The organism is Saccharospirillum sp. ABV4_185, assembly GCF_056159245.1.
In genome coordinates this window covers 3,037,650-3,057,772 of the sequence record NZ_JBSWUW010000001.1, presented here as the reverse complement: position 1 = coordinate 3,057,772, position 20,123 = coordinate 3,037,650, and the positions used below count along the sequence as shown (strand labels likewise).

At 56.7% G+C, this 20,123-nt stretch carries 22 protein-coding genes; 3 read left to right on the top strand and 19 right to left on the bottom strand.

The features are described 5' to 3' along the window. Positions 1-15: 15 nt before the first annotated feature. Together ACXAE6_RS14565 and ACXAE6_RS14560 are read right to left on the bottom strand one after the other, a co-directional pair. Positions 16-537 carry a DUF1285 domain-containing protein gene (locus ACXAE6_RS14565; RefSeq protein WP_475149831.1) on the bottom strand — a complete coding sequence of 174 codons (522 nt, stop codon included), beginning with the start codon at positions 535-537 and terminating at the stop codon, positions 16-18. Further along, complete coding sequence (locus tag ACXAE6_RS14560) at positions 524-1,144, bottom strand: TetR/AcrR family transcriptional regulator (RefSeq protein WP_475149825.1); 621 nt, start codon at positions 1,142-1,144, stop codon at positions 524-526. The genes ACXAE6_RS14565 and ACXAE6_RS14560 overlap by 14 nt, the downstream gene beginning before the upstream one ends. A gap of 88 nt (positions 1,145-1,232) precedes the next feature. Between ACXAE6_RS14560 and ACXAE6_RS14555 the strand changes: the two genes are divergently transcribed. Next, complete coding sequence (locus ACXAE6_RS14555; protein WP_475149820.1) at positions 1,233-2,108, top strand: YiiX/YebB-like N1pC/P60 family cysteine hydrolase; 876 nt, start codon at positions 1,233-1,235, stop codon at positions 2,106-2,108. 17 nt (positions 2,109-2,125) lie between these two features. Here ACXAE6_RS14555 and holB read toward each other — a convergent pair whose 3' ends face one another. From holB to ACXAE6_RS14500, 11 genes are all read right to left on the bottom strand, one after another. Beyond that, positions 2,126-3,085, bottom strand: coding sequence for a DNA polymerase III subunit delta' (gene holB / locus ACXAE6_RS14550; protein WP_475149816.1), 960 nt, complete (start codon positions 3,083-3,085; stop codon positions 2,126-2,128). Next, entirely contained in the window at positions 3,082-3,702 is a 621-nt protein-coding gene (gene tmk, locus ACXAE6_RS14545) for a dTMP kinase (protein ID WP_475149810.1), read from the bottom strand. The genes holB and tmk overlap by 4 nt, the downstream gene beginning before the upstream one ends. Then, the gene (gene mltG, locus ACXAE6_RS14540; protein WP_475149805.1) at positions 3,699-4,823 is read right to left on the bottom strand and encodes an endolytic transglycosylase MltG; all 1,125 of its coding nucleotides are present in this window, start codon (positions 4,821-4,823) and stop codon (positions 3,699-3,701) included. The genes tmk and mltG overlap by 4 nt, the downstream gene beginning before the upstream one ends. Continuing rightward, positions 4,816-5,631 carry an aminodeoxychorismate lyase gene (pabC, locus tag ACXAE6_RS14535; protein ID WP_475149801.1) on the bottom strand — a complete coding sequence of 272 codons (816 nt, stop codon included), beginning with the start codon at positions 5,629-5,631 and terminating at the stop codon, positions 4,816-4,818. The genes mltG and pabC overlap by 8 nt, the downstream gene beginning before the upstream one ends. Positions 5,632-5,658: 27 nt before the next feature. Next, complete coding sequence (fabF, locus tag ACXAE6_RS14530) at positions 5,659-6,897, bottom strand: beta-ketoacyl-ACP synthase II (protein WP_475149797.1); 1,239 nt, start codon at positions 6,895-6,897, stop codon at positions 5,659-5,661. Positions 6,898-7,025: 128 nt separating this feature from the next. After that, positions 7,026-7,262 (bottom strand): acyl carrier protein, encoded by a 237-nt coding sequence (gene acpP / locus ACXAE6_RS14525; RefSeq protein WP_108127175.1) that lies wholly within the window; start codon positions 7,260-7,262, stop codon positions 7,026-7,028. An 88-nt stretch (positions 7,263-7,350) separates the two neighbouring features. Continuing rightward, positions 7,351-8,094, bottom strand: a complete 744-nt coding sequence (fabG, locus tag ACXAE6_RS14520; RefSeq protein ID WP_475151764.1) for a 3-oxoacyl-ACP reductase FabG — start codon at positions 8,092-8,094, stop codon at positions 7,351-7,353. Further along, the gene (gene fabD, locus ACXAE6_RS14515; RefSeq protein ID WP_475149789.1) at positions 8,088-9,026 is read right to left on the bottom strand and encodes an ACP S-malonyltransferase; all 939 of its coding nucleotides are present in this window, start codon (positions 9,024-9,026) and stop codon (positions 8,088-8,090) included. Before fabD ends, fabG begins: the two co-directional genes overlap by 7 nt. Before the next feature lie 162 nt (positions 9,027-9,188). Beyond that, positions 9,189-10,184, bottom strand: a complete 996-nt coding sequence (locus tag ACXAE6_RS14510) for a phosphate acyltransferase (RefSeq protein ID WP_475149784.1) — start codon at positions 10,182-10,184, stop codon at positions 9,189-9,191. A gap of 6 nt (positions 10,185-10,190) precedes the next feature. Beyond that, entirely contained in the window at positions 10,191-10,373 is a 183-nt protein-coding gene (gene rpmF / locus ACXAE6_RS14505) for a 50S ribosomal protein L32 (protein WP_108165311.1), read from the bottom strand. Positions 10,374-10,465: 92 nt separating this feature from the next. Continuing rightward, positions 10,466-10,999 (bottom strand): YceD family protein, encoded by a 534-nt coding sequence (locus ACXAE6_RS14500; protein WP_475149775.1) that lies wholly within the window; start codon positions 10,997-10,999, stop codon positions 10,466-10,468. Between the two features lie 59 nt (positions 11,000-11,058). Here ACXAE6_RS14500 and ACXAE6_RS14495 point away from each other — a divergent pair, with 59 nt between their 5' ends. Further along, complete coding sequence (locus ACXAE6_RS14495; RefSeq protein WP_475149770.1) at positions 11,059-11,634, top strand: Maf family protein; 576 nt, start codon at positions 11,059-11,061, stop codon at positions 11,632-11,634. On the opposite strand, the gene ACXAE6_RS14490 is transcribed toward ACXAE6_RS14495, so the two are convergent. Together ACXAE6_RS14490 and rluC are read right to left on the bottom strand one after the other, a co-directional pair. Continuing rightward, on the bottom strand, positions 11,631-12,623 hold the full coding sequence (locus ACXAE6_RS14490; RefSeq protein ID WP_475149765.1) for a S49 family peptidase: 993 nt from the start codon (positions 12,621-12,623) through the stop codon (positions 11,631-11,633). The genes ACXAE6_RS14495 and ACXAE6_RS14490 overlap by 4 nt on opposite strands. Positions 12,624-12,638: 15 nt before the next feature. Then, the gene (rluC, locus tag ACXAE6_RS14485) at positions 12,639-13,589 is read right to left on the bottom strand and encodes a 23S rRNA pseudouridine(955/2504/2580) synthase RluC (RefSeq protein ID WP_475149761.1); all 951 of its coding nucleotides are present in this window, start codon (positions 13,587-13,589) and stop codon (positions 12,639-12,641) included. A gap of 516 nt (positions 13,590-14,105) precedes the next feature. On the opposite strand from rluC, the gene rne reads away from it, so the two are divergent. Further along, positions 14,106-16,856, top strand: a complete 2,751-nt coding sequence (rne, locus tag ACXAE6_RS14480; RefSeq protein ID WP_475151761.1) for a ribonuclease E — start codon at positions 14,106-14,108, stop codon at positions 16,854-16,856. A gap of 62 nt (positions 16,857-16,918) precedes the next feature. Here the strand turns inward: rne and murB are convergent, their stop codons facing one another. From murB to lpxK, 4 genes are read right to left on the bottom strand one after another with little or no spacing between them, the layout of a single operon-like run. Further along, positions 16,919-17,950, bottom strand: a complete 1,032-nt coding sequence (gene murB / locus ACXAE6_RS14475) for a UDP-N-acetylmuramate dehydrogenase (protein ID WP_475149759.1) — start codon at positions 17,948-17,950, stop codon at positions 16,919-16,921. After that, entirely contained in the window at positions 17,947-18,423 is a 477-nt protein-coding gene (locus tag ACXAE6_RS14470; protein ID WP_475149756.1) for a low molecular weight protein-tyrosine-phosphatase, read from the bottom strand. The genes murB and ACXAE6_RS14470 overlap by 4 nt, the downstream gene beginning before the upstream one ends. Further along, positions 18,420-19,172, bottom strand: a complete 753-nt coding sequence (gene kdsB, locus ACXAE6_RS14465) for a 3-deoxy-manno-octulosonate cytidylyltransferase (RefSeq protein WP_475149754.1) — start codon at positions 19,170-19,172, stop codon at positions 18,420-18,422. Before kdsB ends, ACXAE6_RS14470 begins: the two co-directional genes overlap by 4 nt. Next, positions 19,169-20,119 carry a tetraacyldisaccharide 4'-kinase gene (gene lpxK, locus ACXAE6_RS14460; protein ID WP_475149752.1) on the bottom strand — a complete coding sequence of 317 codons (951 nt, stop codon included), beginning with the start codon at positions 20,117-20,119 and terminating at the stop codon, positions 19,169-19,171. The genes kdsB and lpxK overlap by 4 nt, the downstream gene beginning before the upstream one ends. Positions 20,120-20,123: the final 4 nt, after the last annotated feature.

The following is a 20,123-nucleotide window of genomic DNA, read 5'->3' as shown; positions in this document are numbered from 1 at the left end:
CGAACGGGGCCTTCTTTATGTCTGAGCCAGCAAGAAACGTTGCCCGCTACTGTCGAGCCATAACCGTTCGTTGTCGTCCAGGCCACCCTGCTCCAGCGCCCAGTTCTGCCACTGATACATCAGGTTCTGGTGAATACGCGCCGGTAAGTTACGCCGCCAGGTCATGATGGGGTTTTGCGGCTCAGTGGTGGTGTCCAGCGGATGCTCTGCATCCAACGGTTGTTGCTCGCCCAGGTTGTTGGTAACGATCCAGGTATCTTCAACAAGATCGGCTGTGACGGCGATAAAGGGCGTAGCCTCGACCTGCAAGCCAACCTTTTCCACTGGGGTGACCAGAAAATAGTCGTCGCCTTCGAGCTTGAGTACACTGGCAAACAGCTTTACCAACGCCGGCCGACCGATGGGGGTACCTTCGTAAAACCAGTCACCGTTGCGGCGAATTTGCATATTCAGATCGCCGCAGAACGGCGGATCCCAGCGCTCGACCGGTGGGTGTTTCTGATCACCGATCTGTTGCAGTAGATCATCGAGTTTCATTCGATTTTTGTCCTATCAGGGCAACGCTATCCAGCAGGTAACGGCTGAATCCGCGTCGATCCTGAATCAGTTCATGGTACAGCTCGTTATCACGCAAGGACGCCAGGCCATCCGCCAGGGTCCAGACCAAGCCATAGAGAAAACGCAGATCGTCATTGTCAGCATCGACGTCCAGCAATTCGCTGGCGATCTCTGCAAACAGTGCCATATGATTTCGCTTCAGCCGTTGCCATTGACGATAACGCTCCAGCGTCGAGTTTTCGCTGGCGAGCTTGGTTTCCAGACGCATCATCAGACGATGCTTATCAATCTGCTGAATTCGATACTTAAGGCATTCGCGCAACAGCGTCGCCATATCATTGCTGCGCCGAACCCGGTGCAGCATGTCGCCAATGCCCAGTTCGTCGGACAGCAGCATGGCGGCGTAGAGATCATCCTTGCCGGAAAAATGGTGATAGAAAACCGAGCGGCCGATGCCCGCCGTTTGAATCAGTCGGCTGACGGTAACGCTGTCCTCACCAGCCAATAAAAACAGGCTCATCGCTGAATTGAGAATGGCACTCTCGGTGGGATGTCGATCTTTGACGGGTAAGAGTGTATTGAGCATGAATCTCGATAGAGCGGCATTTAGCGACTAGTCTATAACTGTGGGATCAACCCCGGCAATGCAAGGCAGCGGAGGTAGAGTTGCCCCTATGCTTACTTTTTTGAAACGCTGGTTAACCGAAGAGAAAGACGACCCGGATTATCCGCGCAGCGATTTTCGTAAGCTACGCCACGAGATTCGCAGCGGCGATGTCATTCTGGTAGAAGGACGTTCACGCATCGCCGAGGTAATCGGCATGGTAACGCGCAGCCGTTGGTCTCATGCGGCGCTCTACATCGGCCGTCTGCACGACGTTGCGGACCCTATGTTACGCCAACGCATCCGCGCATTTTACGATGGTCAGCCGGATGTGCAGTTGATCGCCGAAAGCCAGCTCGGCCTGGGCACGGTGATACGCCCTCTGAACGTCTACCAGCATCGTCATCTGCGCATCTGCCGGCCGCGCGATCTGGCGTATGAAGATGTGCAATTGGTGCTTGGTTACGCCATCGGTCGCCTGGGAACTCGTTACGATGTGCGCCAGATTCTCGATTTGTGGCGGTTTTATCTACCTTGGAGTTTGTTTCCGCGACGGTTTCGGTCAACGCTGTTCCGCTGGAAACCTGGCGGTGGCACTCGCACCGTTTGCTCGACCATGCTGGCAGAGGCCTTTGCTGCAGTGTCCTTCCCGTTGCTGCCTCTGGTAAAACGCGAAGTCAATGGCGATGTCCGACTGTTTCAGCGTAACCCCAAGCTCTGCACGCCCAGCGATTTCGATTACAGCCCCTACTTCGACATCATCAAGTACCCCTATATGGATTTTGAAGGCAACGCCAGCCCGGCCTATCGGTTGATGCCTTGGGAAGGAACGGTATCACTGACCAGTGAAGAATCGCGGCACTACATTGAAGATGGACAACGCAGCGCGGACGACGCCTTGCCAGCACCGCAAGCGGATAAGAAACGACGTCAGGAAACCGAGTGACGCCGCTATAAACCGACCTAACCTGAGGTGAGTTCCAGCCAGCGTGAGGCTAACTGTTCGCTCCACAGCTGGGCATTCAGGTTGGCCTGACCAGCCAGGCTTTCTTTCAGGCTGACGATCAAATCGCGGAAGGCAAACAGCTGGGTACTCGGCAAGGCGGATAAAGGCGTCACCACGGGCGCATCCAGATTACTGACCGCGCTCTCAGTATTAAATTGCTGATGTACAGCGCCATCGATCCAGATCATCAATTGCGTCAACAGCGCATCGCTGTCCTGGTCAGCGATAAAAGCCGCCAGCGCACTGAAGCCGCGCTCTTGACGAAAGCGCTCTACCCGCTCCTGCCAGGCAGCCAGGGTCTCATCGCTCAACTTTTCTGCCGCTAAGGGGGCACCAGCGGTCAGCGCCAGGCGGTCGTCCAGACGATCAGTCACATTCTGCTGTTGCAGATATTGCTGTGCTTGCTCCGTTGTCGGCCGGTCCAGACGCAACAGCCGACAGCGTGAACGCACCGTTGGCAATAACCGCGACAGCGATTCGGTTTCCAGCAACAAGAAGGTATTGGCGGTCGGCTCTTCCAGCATTTTCAGCAAGGCGTTGGCCGCGTTGTTGTTCATGCGGTCGGCGCGCGTTAAGCGAATCACCTTGTTGCCACCCTGCTGGGCGGTTTCGTGCATAAAGTTGGCAATGTCGCGAATGGCGTCGACCTTGATGGTATCACTCTTGCCTTCCGGTTCAATAACGCGCTGGTCCGGGTGGGATCCTGCAGCGACCAGCTGGCAGGCACGACACTGGCCACAGGGCCGTTGTGAGGTTGAGGTACAGAGCAGTTGGTGGCTCAGCTGTTGCCCAAAGCGATGCAGACCATCACCAACCCGGCCGATGATCAGGACGGCATGGGGCAGTCGCTCAGACCGATAGGCCTGCATCAATCGTTCATTGGCTGGCTGCAACCAGATGGGCAAGGCTGAATTCATGCGAAACGCTTCTCCAGTACCGCACGGAGCTGCTGACTCAGAGTCTCAATATCGACGGAAGCATCGAGTCTCACGATACGCTCTGGATGTTCCTGATAACGCCGTTCATAGGCGGCTCTGGCGCGCTCGAAAAAGGCCAAATCTTCGGCTTCGATACGATCCAATTCGCCGCGTTGGCGCGCCCGCGCCAGACCCACTTCGATCGGACAGTCCAACCAAAGTGTCAAATCCGGCGCAAAGCCATCGAGCACCCATTGCTCCAGCTCCTGCAGGCGCGACCAGGGCAATTCACGGCCGCCGCCTTGATAGGCAAAGGAGGCATCGGCAAAGCGGTCGCTGATGACCCACTGCCCGGCCGCCAAGGCTGGTTGAATGACTTGGGTGATGTGTTGCCGGCGGGCGGCAAACACCAGTAACAATTCGCTCCAGGCATCGAGCGGTTCTTCATCGTGTGACAGCACGATGGAACGAATGCGCTCAGCCAGCGGTGTACCACCGGGCTCCCGGGTGACCAGAGGGGCACCGAAGCGTTCAGTAACCCAACTTTCCAGCACCGATCGCTGCGTCGTTTTGCCAGCACCTTCGAGGCCTTCAATACTGATAAAGCCAGCGGTCATGGTGCGCTGTCCTCAGGTACAGTGGCGTTCTCTGGTGTAGTGGCGTTCTCTGGTGTAGTGGCGTTCTCTGGTGCAGTGGCGTCTGTATCTTCTGCCGGCGGTGGCGCTGAGCGGTAATCGTCACGGCGGCGACCAAAACGCTGATATTCACGCACAGCCGCCCGATGTTCATCGTAGGTATCTGAGAACAGATGAGTGCCGTCACCCTTGGCAACAAAATAGAGGGTGGTGCCATCGTCAGGGTTAACGGCTGCTTCCAGAGCGCCGCGACCGGGACTGGCAATAGGCGTCGGTGGCAAACCACCACGACGATAGGTGTTGTAAGGGGTATTACGCTGTAGATCGGCACGCGTCAGATTGCCGTTATAGTCTTCACCCAGGCCATAGATGACCGTCGGATCGGTCTGTAAACGCATGCCCTGCTGCAGTCGCCTGCTGAACACCCCGGAAATCTGTGGGCGCTCAAAGGCGGCACCGGTTTCCTTTTCGATAATAGACGCCAGGATCAGTGCCTCATAGGGCGTTTCGACAGCCCGGTCGTCGGCACGCATCGCCCAGGCCCGCGCCAACTCAGCTTGCATCTGCTGGTAGGCGCGTCTTAGCACTTCGACGTCAGTCAAACCACGCTCAAATAAGTAGGTGTCTGGGAAGAACCAGCCTTCCGGGTTGCTCTGTTCAATGCCCAGCAGCTCTGCCACGGCTTGATCCGACAAGGACGGCAGTCTTTGTTCCAGGTGTTCATGCAGCATCAGCGCGACACGGATCTGCTGGAAATTCCAGCCTTCAATAAACTGCACTGAACGCAGCACTTTGTCACCGGCGACCATACGAGCGATCGCCTGGCTGGGTGATTCATCCGGTTGCAGCCGATATTCGCCACGCTGAATGGCGGTCTGGTCGGTCAGGCGCAGCCATATCTCATGCAGGCGGGGTTCGCCGATCCAGCCTCGGCTGGCGAAGTCGTTCAGCACGCGCTTTAAGGAGGCTCCGTCTTCAACCTGATACAGGGTCGCTTCAGAGAGCCCCAGTGGGGATGTCAGTTGGTCCCGCGCATACAGCGCTAAACCGGCTCCGGCAATAATGCCTACCAGAACCAGGGCGATCAGTAGTCGTTTAATCACTCGGTAGTCCAATCAGATTGCGCAAGTCTGCCAGCTCAGAGGCCGTTGGCAGAGCGATGGCCTGGTCATCCACAGACGCCACGGGCACGATTCCCATCAGGGCATTACCCAAGAGAATGCTCGTTGCTTGAGGCAAATCCTGCACCTGCCAGTCTGCTTCTATAAGGCTGCCCAGGCGCAGCCAGCGACGGCGAATAATGCCATTCACACCGGCCTGATCCAAGGGCGGTGTCTGCCATTGCGAGCCAGCTTTGATAAAGATATTACTCATGCTGCCTTCCACCAGGCGGCCGTCAGGTAATGCCAACAAGGCTTCATGGGCACCGGCAGCTCTAGCACTTTGACGGGCCAACACAGAGTCCAGTCGATTCAGATGTTTAACGCCGGCCAACATCGGGTTTATCGATGCTGGGACGGCAGAATGAACCACCTTGGCGGCCCCACTGTGCCAGTCAGGCTTTTGGTAGTCGGTCAATTGAATCAGTCGATCGCATGCCTGTTGCGCCGGATCGTAGTCGTAGCCGCGGCCAGGCGCGCGTCTTAACAGCATGACCTTGCAGATCAGCGGCGTGTTTTGCGACGGCAACACCTGCGTCAATTCCGCTTCAAGCTGCTGCTGGTCCGATGCGCACCAGCTTAAGCCAAGTCGTTGCGCACCGTCGCTCAGACGCTGCAGATGGTCGTCCCAGAAACGCACCTGCCCCTGCTGTACCCAGCAGGTTTCGAAGATACCGTCGCCATAGGCGAGCGCACGATGACGGCTATCGATCTGATCGGTGGGCTGGCCGTTGAGAAAATTCAGATTCATAAAAAAACGGGGCCGAAGCCCCGTCCTTTAGACTTTGCTGAAGACCAGCGTGCCATTGGTTCCACCAAACCCAAAGGAGTTCGACATGGTGTGCGTAAGCTTCATCTCACGCGCGGTGTTAGGCACGTAATCCAGATTACAGCCTTCACCAGCCTGTTCGAGGTTGATGGTCGGCGGTGCAACCTGATCGCGAATCGCCAGCACGCTGAAGATGGCTTCGACCGCACCAGCGGCACCCAGCAGATGACCAATCATCGACTTGGTTGAGCTCATCACAGCCTTATCGGCATCGGCACCATAGAGTGTTTCAACCGCGCGACTCTCAGCGACATCACCGACCGGCGTGGAGGTGCCATGAGCATTGATGTAATTGATGTCGGTTGCGTTCAAGCCAGCGTCAGCGATGGCGTTGCGCATGGAAGCGCAGGCTCCAGAGCCGTCTTCGGGCGGTGACGTCATATGGTAGGCATCGCCACTCATGCCAAAGCCAGTCAGCTCGGCATAGATGGTCGCACCACGCGCTTTGGCGTGTTCATACTCTTCCAGCACCAGAATACCGGCGCCGTCACCGAGCATGAAACCATCGCGGTCTTTGTCCCAGGGGCGACTGGCATGTTCCGGGTCATCGTTGCGGGTCGACAACGCACGAGCGGCACCAAAACCCGCAATACCCAGCTGGGTTGAGGCCATTTCAGCACCACCAGCAATCATTACATCAGCATCGCCATAGGCAATGGTGCGGCCAGCGTAACCGATGTTGTGCGTACCGGTTGTACAGGCAGTGGTTATGGCGATGTTAGGGCCTTTAAAGCCGTAATCGATCGACAAATAACCGGAGATCATATTGATGATCGCCGAAGGAACGAAGAACGGCGAGACACGACGCGGGCCAGATTTTTCCAGCGCAGCGTGGTTGCGTTCAATGCTGTCCAAACCACCGATACCTGCACCGATGGCCAAGCCGATGCGGTGTGCATTGGCTTCTGTGGCTTCTAGGCCCGAGTCACGGATGGCTTCAGCAGCGGCGGCATAGCCATATTGGATAAAGCCATCCATTTTTTTGGTGTCTTTGGGGTTGATCGTCAACGTCGGATCAAACCCTTTAACCGTCGCGGCAAACTTAGTGCCGTATTTTTCAGTATCAAACAGCTCAATGGGAGCAGCTCCGCTCCGGCCGGCCAGAATGCCTTCCCAGGTAGAACGGAGATCGTTCCCCAGTGGGCTGATGCATCCAAGACCTGTGACTACGACTCTGCGGCGTGACATAGAATCCTCCAATGCCAATATTCTTCTGTGATGGACAAAGCCATCATCCAGAAACTAAAAAAGCCGTACTGCCTGGCGACAATACGGCTTCAATATCAGAATAGAACGGCTGCTTAACGGCCGGTTCTTCAGCCCAGGTGGGCGTTGATATAGTCGATCGCGTCCTGGACAGTCGCCAGCTTCTCAGACTCTTCGTCCGGAATCTCGGTTTCGAATTCTTCTTCCAGCGCCATCACCAGGTTAACGGTGTCGAGTGAGTCGGCACCCAGGTCGTCAACGAATGACGCTTGGGCCGTTACGTCTTCTTCTTTAGCGCCCAGCTGTTCGCAGACGATTTTCTTGACGCGATCTTCAATGTTGCTCATTGGAACACTCCCTAATTGGAATCAGCACCGTTCAGTGCGCGTTAGTGTATTAAAAGCCATCGCTGACGGGCAAGTCAAAACCACCCGATCAGCTCATGTACATGCCGCCGTTGACGTGCAGCGTCTCACCAGTGATATAAGACGCCGAGTCGCTGACCAGAAAAGCAACGGCCGCGGCAATTTCTTGCGGATCACCCAGGCGGCCCAGAGGTACTTGCTTGAGCAAGGCCTCACGGTTCGCCTCAGGCATTTCATCAGTCATATCCGTGGCAATAAAGCCCGGAGCGACAGAATTCACAGTGATGGAACGCGAGCCAATCTCACGTGCCATAGAGCGAGTCATACCTTCTAACCCGGCCTTGGCCGCGGCGTAGTTTACCTGACCTGCGTTGCCGGACGAAGCCACTACAGACGAGATATTAACGATGCGACCCCAACGGGCACGTGTCATCGCTTTAATCACGGCTTTACTCATGCGGAAGGCGGAGCTCAGGTTAGTATCGATAACACTGTCCCACTCGGCTTCTTTCATGCGCAGAAAGAGGTTGTCCTGGGTAATGCCAGCGTTGTTAACCAAGATAGCCGGATCACCAAATTCTTCTTTAAGTGAGGCCATCAAGGCATCAATGGACTCAGCTTCGGTCACATTCAGACGGTAGCCTTTACCTTCGATACCGGCGGCTTTAAAGCGCTCGGTGATTTTCTCGGCACCGCTGTCTGAAGTCGCGGTCCCCGCGACGCGGTAACCTGCTTTACCCAATTCATCGGCAATGGCAGCGCCAATGCCACGGCTGGCGCCGGTTACCAACACCAGTTTGGCGTCACTCATGATGCACTCCCTATGCGATCCTGAAACGCAGCCAGACTGCCCAAGGCGGTCAGTTCAAGGCTGCTATCAATGCGTTTATTCAGACCGGTCAATACCTTGCCCGGACCACATTCTATGGTTTCGGTAACACCCTGACGTACCAGTTCGGCCACAGATTGGGACCACAGAACAGGGCGATACAGCTGTTCAATCAAATTCGGCTTAATCGTCTCGATGCTACGCTCGGCACGGGCAGTAACGTTCTGCACCACCGGAATGCGAGCATCAGCCAAGGTTAAACTGTCCATATACTTAGCCAGTTCGTCAGCGGCATCACGCATCAGACTGCAATGGGATGGCACACTGACTGGCAATGGCATGGCTCGTTTGGCGCCAGCTTCTTTCAAAACTTCGATAGCGCGTTCAACGGCTTCTTTGGTACCGGCAATCACCACCTGGCCCGGCGTGTTGAAGTTAACCGCTTCAACCACACCAACGTCGCCAGCCTGCCGACAGCCTTCAATCACAGCATCGTCGTCCAGGCCAAGAATCGCAGCCATTGCGCCCTCGCCTGCTGGAACGGCGGCTTGCATCAACTGGCCACGCTTTTCGACCAGCCGCACGGCTTCGGCCAAAGGCATTACATCTGCAGCAACCAACGCCGAATATTCACCGAGACTGTGGCCTGCCAGCATCGCGGGCTGGGTTCCACCTTCAGCGCACCACAAACGCCAAACAGCAATACTGGCTGTGAGCAATGCAGGCTGAGTTTTCTCAGTACGATTCAGCTCTTCCGCCGGCCCCTGATTCACCAGCGCCCAGAGGTCATACCCCAGAGCATCGGAGGCTTCAGCGAAGGTGTCACCGATCAGCGGATAATGTTCCGCCAAGTCACTCAGCATACCTACCTGCTGGGAACCCTGGCCGGGAAACACAAACGCGAACGATTGAGACATGATGCTTTTCCTTTCAATCTCGGATGGGCTACCCAGACAGGGTAGCTTGTCTGGCGTGCATTATGGTCTGCAACGCGACTCAGTAAAGAGAGACGCTGTTAAAACATTTATGAACCCAGGGAAAAGCTGGAGACTAATTATTGACCGATGAACCAGAATGACTCAGTCAGCCAGCAATGGATCGAGCCGCCGCAAGACACGCTGGCTCCAACCGCCCTCTGTCGCTTCGACCGCGCGAAGAATAGCAGCCTTAAACGCAACGTCATCGGCATTGCCATGGCTTTTAATCACCGTCAGGCCCGTTCCTGCCAGCAAGGCACCGTTACTGGCGCGGGGATCCAATTGGTTCAACAGCGGCTGCAAGCGTTTGCCCAGCACCCAGCCCATCACTTTACCTAACAGATCACCACCCAATTGCCGTTTTAACGCGGAGAGCAGCAAATCCACGGTGCCTTCAGCTGATTTTATAACGGCATTGCCGGTAAAACCGTCGGTAATGATCAGATCGAAATCGCCACGAAAAATGGTATTGGCTTCAGCAAAGCCACGGAAATCGACATCAGGCCAGTTGCTCAATCGCTCGGCAGCCAGATGTAAGGCTGGCGGCCCTTTGTTGGCTTCTACGCCAAGATTAAGCAGCGCCAAGCGCGGTTTGCGACTGTTGCGATCACTGGCGATGGCCAATCCGACCGCGGCAAAGCCCAGCAGCTGCTCGGCAGAGGCGGCGAAAGAAGCGCCTAGATCGAGCATCAATACCGGTTGCCGCGCGGTCGGAACCCAACTGACCAGCGCCGGTCGTTCCAGCGCCGGGTGGACCAGACTGTGCCGATGCAACAAAGCCATCAACACGCCGGTGTGTTCGGAGGAAACCAAAGCGTCGGCTTCTTCTTTAGCGAGGCACTGAGCCGCAGCTTCAATAGCGCTGTGATAATCGTGACGCAGCAAGCGCGCCGGATTCAAACCAGCAGGCAAGTGCCCTTCACAGGGACGAAACGACATATTGGGCGGCAAGGCACCCAGGAAAGGCTGACAGCTGTGCGACTGACCAAAGAGAATGGCGCGGTGATGGGGGTGGTGCTCGAAAAAATCGATAGCGGCAGGCAGTAATTGGGAGGGGCCTTGATCCCCTCCCTGCAAGTCGATGGCCAGAACAGCCACCGGAACTTACTCGCCGTCGGCGTCCGCGATGACCTTACGGCCTTTGTAGAAGCCGTCCGGAGAGACGTGGTGACGACGATGGGTTTCGCCGGTAGTCGGGTCGACTGCCAGAGCGGTACCCTTCAGAGAATCGTGAGCGCGACGCATTCCGCGACGGGAACGAGTCTTCTTGTTCTGTTGAACTGCCATGGCCGTAGCCTCCTGATGTGTAACAATTAACTGAATCAAAGCTGGCAGCGCCAACTTTGGCTGTTATTTCCCGGTTAGCCTCACCGGACCTTTCAGTCCTTTTTCAGTGAAGCCAACACCTGAAAAGGGTTATCCCGAGCCGGTTCCGGTTGGGCAGAGCCTTGCTCATCCTGCGCCGGTGCAAACTCGGTCTGAATCCGACATTCCGTTTCCTCGTGCATGGCCTGCAAAGGCAGACACAGCAACAATTCTTCTTCCAGGATCATGGCCGGATCCAAAGACTCATCCGGCAACAACATCAAAGGCTCATCGTCAGCCGGTAGCGCCTTGGCCATTTCATCGTTGTAGACGATGGCGAGGCGGAACTGACTATCCAGTCGTTGCTCCATTGGCTGCAGACAACGCTGACATTCCAATTCGACGCAACCACTGACATGCCCTGCCACGATGCGGCGATACTCCTCATCCTGGAAGAAATCCAACTGCGCCTCGACACTGCCTTCGATACGCAACACAGCATCGCTTAAACGAGTCAGTCGAGCGGGCGATACCCGGCCGCTGAGGGACGTTTTTTGCTCCGCCAGCTTGTACGCATCGAGGTGATCAGGAAGCTCGGATTTCGACATAGGCGCGGTATGATACGGATGAGCGGTTTCAAGTCAAAAGTTTTTAGGAGTTCATCGCCATGCAAGCCCCATTACTACTGGCTTCCACCTCAAAATACCGGGCGGAGCGACTGGCATCGCTGGGTTTGAGCTTCAAGCAGGCAGCGCCACATTGCGACGAAAGTCCCCTGCCCGGTGAGTCGCCAGACGCCCTGGCTCTGCGCCTGGCTCAAACCAAGGCGCAGAGCCTGAGCAATGATTTCCCCGACCATCTGATCATTGGCAGCGACCAAACAGCAGCCGCTCCGGATGGTTCCTTATTGTCAAAGCCCGGGACCGCCGAACGCGCCTGCGCCCAATTACTTGCCTGTTCAGGGAAAAGCGTAGTGTTCTACAGTGGCGTTGCCTTGGCTGGAGCCACCGAAGACGCCTGGCTGGTCACCACTGAAGTCTGTTTTCGGACCTTGACCAGAGCAGAAGTTGAGCGCTATGTGGCGGCGGAACAACCGCTGGACTGTGCCGGCAGCTTTAAAGCCGAAGCCTTGGGTATCACCCTGTTTGACTGGATTCGCAGTGATGATCCCAACGCCCTGATCGGTCTGCCGCTGATTTCACTGGCGCAGCGACTGCGCCAGGCTGGCCATTCACTGCCTTAACGCAGCTCTAGTTGCTCAGTCACGCCCAGCTTCACCAGTGTCTGAGCAATGCCTACCCCCAGATTGCGAGCAAACTTCTGCAACGGCGTCAGATGCGCGGAGAAATCGACTAACTGCGGATAACCCAAATCGCGGGCCAACTCAGGCGTTGATTTGATGCCATCGATCAAGCCCAACTCAACAGCCTGATCGCCGGTCCAGACCAAGCCGGAAAACAACTTATCATTGCTTTCATCCAGGCGATCACCACGACCGGCGCGCACATCCTCGATAAATTGTTGATGGACATCGTTCAATAAGGTTTCAAACAGTTCGCGCTCTTCCGGATCAACCGGCTGGAACGGATCGAGAAAGGCTTTGTGTTCACCGGCGGTGAATTCACGACGCTCGATACCAAGACGCTCAATCAGATCTTCAAACCCAAAACTGGCGGCGGTAACACCAATAGACCCCACCAGACTGGCACCATTGGCATAAATATTCTCTGCGCTGGCGGCGATGTAGTAAGCCCCGCTGGCGCCGGTGTCGGCAATCACAGCATTAATCGGTATGTCGGGATGCAGTTCACGCTGCCGGCGCACTTCATTATAGATGTAGGATGACTGCACCGGGCTGCCCCCGGGGCTGTTAATACGCAGAATAACGGCTCGGGTATCCGGGTGATTCAGCGCGGATTGCAAGCTGGCGAAGATATTGTCAGCACTGGCTATTTCGCCGTCGGCGATTACGCCACGCACTTCAACAACAGCCGTATGGCCGCCGGTTTTATCCGGTATATGGTCGGCTTTGAACGACTTGCCAAGCAACAGTAACCACAGCAAAGCAAACAGATAGATAAAAGTCAGCAGCTTAAAAAAGATGCCCCAGCGACGCTGCTTTTTCAGTTCCGCTGTATTGGCCAGCACGACTTTTTCGATCAGCTGCCACTCTTTGCGCGAACCGGCCCAGTTTTCAGTGCCGTCCGTTGAAGACCGATCTTTTCCAAACATAGCGTATCGCCTGTATTAACAATGAGAGTCCGCTGACAGTCGCTGCAGCAAAGCCGCTAACGACCGCTCTAGCGGCGCCTCTACAACCAATTCCACCCCGGTGTCCGGGTGCGGCACCCTAAGCTGAGCCGCGTGCAAAAACAAGCGTTCCAGCCCCATCTCACGGCACAACTGCTCTGCCCGGCCGCTCTGGTATTTACTGTCCCCCAGAATTGGATGGCCCGCATGCTGACAATGCACCCGAATCTGATGCGTCCGGCCAGTCACCGGCTGAGCCTCCACCCAGGTTGCCTGCTGATAGGCTTTGAGCACGCGAAACCGGGTTAACGACGCCTTGCCATCGGGCGCGACACGCACGAATCGCTCACCGCCGACCGCCTGCTGCTTGCGCAAAGGGGCATCCACTTCGGTCACCTGGTCTGACCAGCGACCATGAACCAGACACCAGTAGGTCTTCTTGACCGTGGACTTGGCGCGAAACTCCGCCTGCAAGGTCGTCAAGGCGCTGCGTTTTTTGGCAATTAACACCACGCCGGACGTGTCTTTATCCAGACGATGCACCAGCTCGACAAACTTAAGTTCGGGTCGCATCGCTCGGTAGGATTCGATCAACCCCAGGCGAATGCCCGAACCACCGTGCACCGCCAAACCCGACGGCTTATTGATCGCCACCACAAAGTCATCTTCATAAAGAATGGCGTTATCCAAATGCTGCTGCAGTGATTGGCCCGGCATCACCGTTGCTGTCGAGGCTTCCGGCAAGGTGACTGGCGGCAAGCGAATCTCGTCGTCTGCAACCAGACGATATTCCGGCTTAACGCGCTTGCCGTTCACCCTCACCTCGCCTTTGCGCAGCACCCGGTAGACACGACTCTTGGGTAGTTTCTTCCAATAACCGATCAGGAAATTATCGATCCTCTGACCGGCTCTATCCATCTCGACGCGATAAAAACTGACTTTTGACACGGTAAAGGCGCCTGCAATAAAAGGCGCATGATACCAGTCTCTCAGCCTCGCTTCAGCGGCGATAGTCAGAACCTAAGAGACCCCAGAGCATTTATTGATGGGTTGTAATCTTGGTGCTAAACTCCAGCGAGCTGGGAGTCCGTAGCTCCCCCCGCCCAGAGACCACACAGGCGGCCGGGAAGCGGAACCCAACCACCAGAACGATGACAGGCATCGTTCTAAACGAATTGGTTGGGCAGCAAGTACAGTTTAAAACAGCGTATGACGTTGGGTTCATACGGAAGAAAGCACTTCACCACAAACCGCAAGTGCTTCTAAAAAGAGCCGGCATCCCCGTAAGACTCTTTCCGTTGCCCGGCTGTTCATGGACGACGACACCGACCCGCTGTGGTGCCCTTTCGCCACAGCCGTGTAAATTGCGTGATCTTTGGTATTTCGGTGTCCGCCCGCCTGTAGACCCTGCCCTTGCTGCTCTGTCACTCATTACAAGCAGAGTACGAATCTTCAATGAAAAGAATGCTGATCAACGCGACCCAGGCTGAAGAGCTCAGGGTTGCTCTGGTAGACGGCCAAAAACTCTACGACCTTGATATCGAAACGGGCTTTCGGGAACAGAAGAAGGCCAACATCTATAAAGGCAAAATCACCCGCATCGAACCCAGCCTCGAAGCCGCTTTCGTCGACTTCGGTGCTGAGCGCCACGGCTTCCTCCCGCTGAAAGAAATCGCTCGCGAATATTTCATCGACCCCTCCATGTCTTCCCGTTCCAGCATCAAGGAACTGGTGAAAGAAGGCACCGAGGTGATCGTTCAGGTGGATAAAGAAGAGCGTGGCAACAAGGGCGCCGCCCTGACCACCATGGTCAGCCTGGCCGGCCGTTACCTGGTACTGATGCCCAACAATGCTCGCGCTGGTGGCATTTCACGCCGCATCGAAGGCGATGAGCGCGCTCAGATCCGTGAAGCCCTGCAGGGCATCACTATACCCGACGGCATGGGCGTTATCGTACGTACCGCTGGCATCGGTCGCAGCGCTGAAGAATTGCAGTGGGACCTCGATTACCTGATCCAACTGTGGCAATCGATCCGCGAAGCGTCTACGTCACGGCCAGCTCCTTTCCTGATTCTGCAGGAAAGCAACGTTATCCTGCGTGCCATTCGTGATTACCTGCGCCAAGACATCGGCGAAGTGCTGATCGACAGCAAAGACGCCTATGACTACGCCCTGGATTTCGTGCAGAAGGTGATGCCGAACTATCAGAGCAAGCTGAAGCGCTATGAAGATCCGGTGCCGCTGTTCAACCGCTACCAGATCGAATCCCAGATCGAGAGCGCCTTCCAGCGCGAAGTGAAGCTGCCCAGCGGCGGTTCCATCGTTATCGATCCGACCGAAGCGCTGGTCTCCATCGACATCAACTCCTCGCGTTCCACCAAGGGTGGCGACATTGAGGAAACCGCCTTCCATACCAACCTGGAAGCGGCCGAGGAGATCGCTCGCCAGTTGCGCCTGCGCGACATGGGCGGCCTGATCGTCATCGATTTCATCGATATGAACCAGACCAAGCACCAACGCGAGGTCGAATCCCGCATCAAAGACGCCACCAATTCCGACCGTGCCCGCGTTCAGGTCGGCCGGCTGTCACGCTTTGGTCTGCTGGAAATGTCGCGTCAGCGGCTGCGTCCCTCACTGGGCGAGACCAGCGGCATCGTCTGCCCGCGCTGTAACGGCCATGGCATCATCCGCGATGTGAAGTCGCTGTCGCTGGCCATTCTGCGTCTGGTCGAAGAAGAATCACTGAAGGAACGCACCGCTCAGATTCGTGCCATTGTGCCGCTGTCGGTCGCCACCTTCCTGCTTAACGAGAAGCGCGAGGCCATCCACGAGATCGAACAGCGCCTCAAGGTGCACGTTCTGGTGGTACCTAACCCGCAGATGGAAACCCCGCATTACGAAGTGGTCCGCCTGCGTGATGACGACGAAAACCTGGTCAACGCAGTGCCCAGCTATGCGCTGAAATTTGAAGAAGCACCGTCGGAATCCGAGGCCGTACTGGAAACTCAGTCCAAGCCTCAAGAAGCGGCCATTTCCAATATTCAGGCACCGCGTCAGCCAGCGCCGACGGTTGAAAAGGCAGTGGCGTCAAAACCTGCCAAGCCGGCAAAACCCGCTGGGCCGGGTCTGCTGGCTCGCCTGTTCAAAGCTCTATTCGGTGGCGGCGATAGCGCTGCAAAGAAACGCAGCCACGCCAACAAGGGCAGTCAACATAATCGTTCAGGCCGCGACGGTGGTCAGGGACGCAATGGCCGTTCTACTAATAATCGTTCTTCCGGCCGTGGCCGCACGTCGCAAAACGGTCAAGCGCGCGACAACCGTCGCCAAGGCAATAACCGTAACGACGCCAGCGACAACGCCAAGAAGAAGAACGACATCAAGCAGCGCGAACGCAAGAACGATGACGTTAAGGCCCAGCCTGAAACATCTAACGATGAAGACAGCAATCGCAACGAGCGCAATAAAGGTCGCCAGCAGCAGCCTCAGCTGAAGCGTCGTGATGAGCGTGAAAGCAGCACCGGCCGCGTGCCGCAGTCTGAAGTCGGTAAAAACCGCAAAGTTCGTGGCGTCAGCAAGAATGCCAGCAAGCGCCCTAACCCGGATCGTCCGGATGAAGTGGTCAGCGATATCGATGCCGTTATTGCCCTGATCAACAGCGACCCGCAAACGACTGAAACGGCCCAAGCCAAAACAGAGCCAACCGTCAATGCTCCGGCCGTCGAAAAGCCGGCAACCGACGCTACTGTTGAACCTCAGGTTGAAGCAAACGAAGCCAGCCAGGCAGTCGCCCAGCCATCGCCTGAAGCAGAAGCACCGAGCGAGAGCAAGAGCCCTGCCCCTGCGGTCGAATCAGCTTCGAACGCCCAAGAGGCAACCGCCGAAGTCGCTGACAATACGTCAGACAACGTTGCAACCAAGGCTGAGGACGTCGTTACCGAGGCAGAGCCAGAACCTTCCAAGCTGGAAGATTCACCCGAGCCGAGCGTGGCGCATGAGCCGATTGAGACCGAAGAGCCTGCTCCAGCAGCCCTCGCTCCAGAAAAGACGGTCGAAGAAGAAGCACCGGTCGCAGCCGAAGCGCCTGAACAAAGCGCACCGCAAGTCAGTGCCGATGACAGCGGAAGCACTGAAAGTGAACCGACGGCCTCAGGTCGGGCACCGAACGATCCACGCGAAGTACGTCGTCGTCAGCAGCGCGAACAAGGCGAACAGTGATCTTCACTATCGCTTAACCGAAAAAGCCGGCTTAATGCCGGCTTTTTATTGCTTCACTGTATTTAGTAGTGTCCGTTCCCTTGTGGTCCCCAGTACCGAGGCTCGCGCTCCAACAGAACGCCAAAACGCTCGGCCACTGCCTGCTGCACTTGCTGTTGCCAGTCAGCTACCTGACTGTAATCGGCGTGTTCAGGATTAATCAGCACCAGCGCCTGCTTGGCGTAACAGCCAACGCCGGCCTGATTCGCCCGCCCTTTCAAACCACATTGATCGATCATCCAGCCTGCGGCCAGTTTCCAGCGATCACCCGCCGGATAAGCCACCAGTTCCGGCCACTGCGTTTTCAGCGCTTGAAACGTCTCGCTATCAACTTCCGGGTTTTTAAAAAAACTGCCGGCGTTTGGAATCGACTGTGGGTCGGGCAGCTTGGACTGACGTTGGGCAATCACCGCCTCCATGACCATTCGGGCATTCAATGCCTCTTGCTCTGCCAGCGCCTGCAACGGGCCGTAACTCAATTTCGGGCTAAAGATCGACGACAACGCCAGAGTCACCGACGTCACGATGTAGCGGTTTTCCTCACGTTTAAAGCGGCTGTCGCGGTAGCCAAATTCACACTGGTCGGCGTTAAAGCGCACCCATTGCTGTTTTTGACAATCATAGGCTTCCAGCTCATGTATGAGCTCGCCAACCTCAACGCCATAGGCGCCAATGTTCTGAATGGGCGCCGCGCCAACCGAACCGGGAATCAACGCCAGGTTTTCCAAACCATTCAAGCCACTATCAATACTGGCGACCACCGACTGATGCCAGTTCTCGCCAGCTGCCAGGCGCCATAAGGTACGGCCTTGATCATCACTACCGACGACCCGCCGGCCTTGGGACCGCATCGCGATGATCAGTCCATCGACGCGTGAATCCAGCAACAGATTACTGCCGCCACCCAGTACTCGGACTGGCAGCTTTCGTTGGCGAGCCCAGTCAACCCAGGTTGGAATCTGATCGTCGCTGTCTATCTGGACCAGAGCGTCCGCTCGAGAGGGAATGCCCAGCGTGTTCAGCGCTAATAAATCGGCATCGCATTGCAGGGTCACAGTTGCGCCTCCAGACGACGCAACAAGGCCCGACTGGCGGTCTCACAGAGGTCCAAGACTTGCTCAAACCCTTCGTCTCCACCGTAGTAAGGATCTGGGACTTCGCGCACTGAGGGTTGCTCAAGCTGCTCTAAAAAGAGTCCCAACTGAGCGCGACCGTCAGTTGGACGGATCGCTTGCAGATCGGTCAGGTTCTGAGCGTCCATCGCCAGTATCCAGTCGAAGCGGTAGAAATCATCCACGCTGACCTGGCGAGCCCGTAAATCCTCTAACCGATAACCGCGCTGGCGGGCAACGGCCGTGGCGCGTGTATCGGGCGCTTTACCCAGGTGGTAGGCCGCAGTACCGGCAGAATCCACCGCCACCTTACCGGCCACAGCCGACTCGGCCAGCAAGTGTTCAAAGACGCCCTGAGCGGTCGGCGAGCGGCAGATGTTGCCCAGACAGACGAACAGTACGCTGGTATCACTCATGATCCCTCTCCCCGGCTAAAGACGGCGCGCACGGCATCCAGATCTTCCTGAGTGTCCACACCGGCCGGTACACTGGCCACCGCTTGAGCAGCGACGATGCCATAGCCTTCGCTCATAAAACGCAATTGCTCCAGCTTCTCCAACTGTTCCAAGGGACTTTCCGGCCAGGTGACAAAGGCATCCAGCGCCCGCTTGCGGTAGGCATAGAGACCGATATGGCGCTTATAGGGAGAACGCTCAGCGCTGGCTTGTTGATCCCGGTCCCAGGGAATCGGCGCACGACTGAAATACAGCACCCGCCCTGCCCGGTCCTGGACCAGCTTTACGGCGTTGGGATTAGCCGCATCAGCAATCGGCAGCGGTTCATACAGGGTGGCGACGGCAGCATCCGGTGCCGCTTCCAACAAGGCGACGACTTGACGCAGGTTGTCGCCGGGCATCAGCGGTTCGTCGCCTTGGAGGTTGACGACGATGTCGTCCGGCGCCAGTCCTAACTGATCGGCCGCTTCCTGTAATCGATCGGTACCGGACGGATGTTCGGCGCGCGTCATAACAGCGTCATAGCCTGCTTGGGTGACGGCATCACGAATACGCTGATCGTCTGTGGCGACCACGCAACGCTCAAAACCAGCGCGTTGAGCCGCCTCCACCACACGTACCACCATCGGCTTGCCGGCCAAATCCAACAGCGGTTTGCCCGGCAGACGGCTGGAGCCGAAACGGGCGGGAATCATGATCAGGTGTGTCATTGCAAAGCCTTCCTAAGTGCCTGTTCGATAGTGCTCAGTAATTCGTCAGGTAACGCTGGCTGCAGGCGCACGACATAGCAGTGCTCCGGCAATGGCTCGGGCAATTTAATGGCGTCTTTTTCGGTTATTATCATCGGCCGTTCGCGGCTGGCCAGCGCTTCGCGGGGTAACGGCTGATGATCGCCGGGTGTCCAGCGTTGTTTGATTGAATAGCCAAGGTCATTCAACTGCTGAAAAAACGCCTCCGGATGACCAATTCCAGCGCAGGCATCGACTTCGGTACCCGGCGCCAGTATCTGGCCATCCTTGTTGGTCGGTGGCTCAGGGTTCAGGGTCAGCACCGCATCGGTGGTAATGCCAGCCGGTTGTTGCTCCCGAGCCACCACCCAGTCTACCAGTGTCAGCCGGCTGACCGGTTCACGCAAAGGCCCAGCGGGCAATAAGCGGCCATTACCAAAACCGCGACGGCCATCGATCATCACCAGCTCAAAATTGCGACCCAGACGGTAATGCTGCAAGCCATCGTCACTGATCACAACGTCAGGCTGATGCTGTGCGATCAAAAACCGCGCTGCCTGGTCACGATCCGGATCGACCACCACTGGGCAATCGAGACTGCGCGCCAGCAACAGCGGTTCATCGCCGCACACCTCTGCCGAATTGTCACGATTAACCAACCAGGGATAGCTCGGCGCCTTGCCGCCATAACCGCGGGAGATGACGCCGCACTTTAAGCCCTGAGCCTGGAGATGACGCACCAACACCTGAATAGCCGGTGACTTCCCCGTACCGCCCACTGCCAGGTTGCCAACCACCAGGACCGGCGCCCCATATTGACCGCCATGACGGCGCTTAAGGCGGTAACCGACGATACTCGCCATCAACCAGGTAAACGGAGTAAGCAGCCGAGCCCGCCAGCTTGTCGTGTTCTGGTACCAAAAACGCATAATC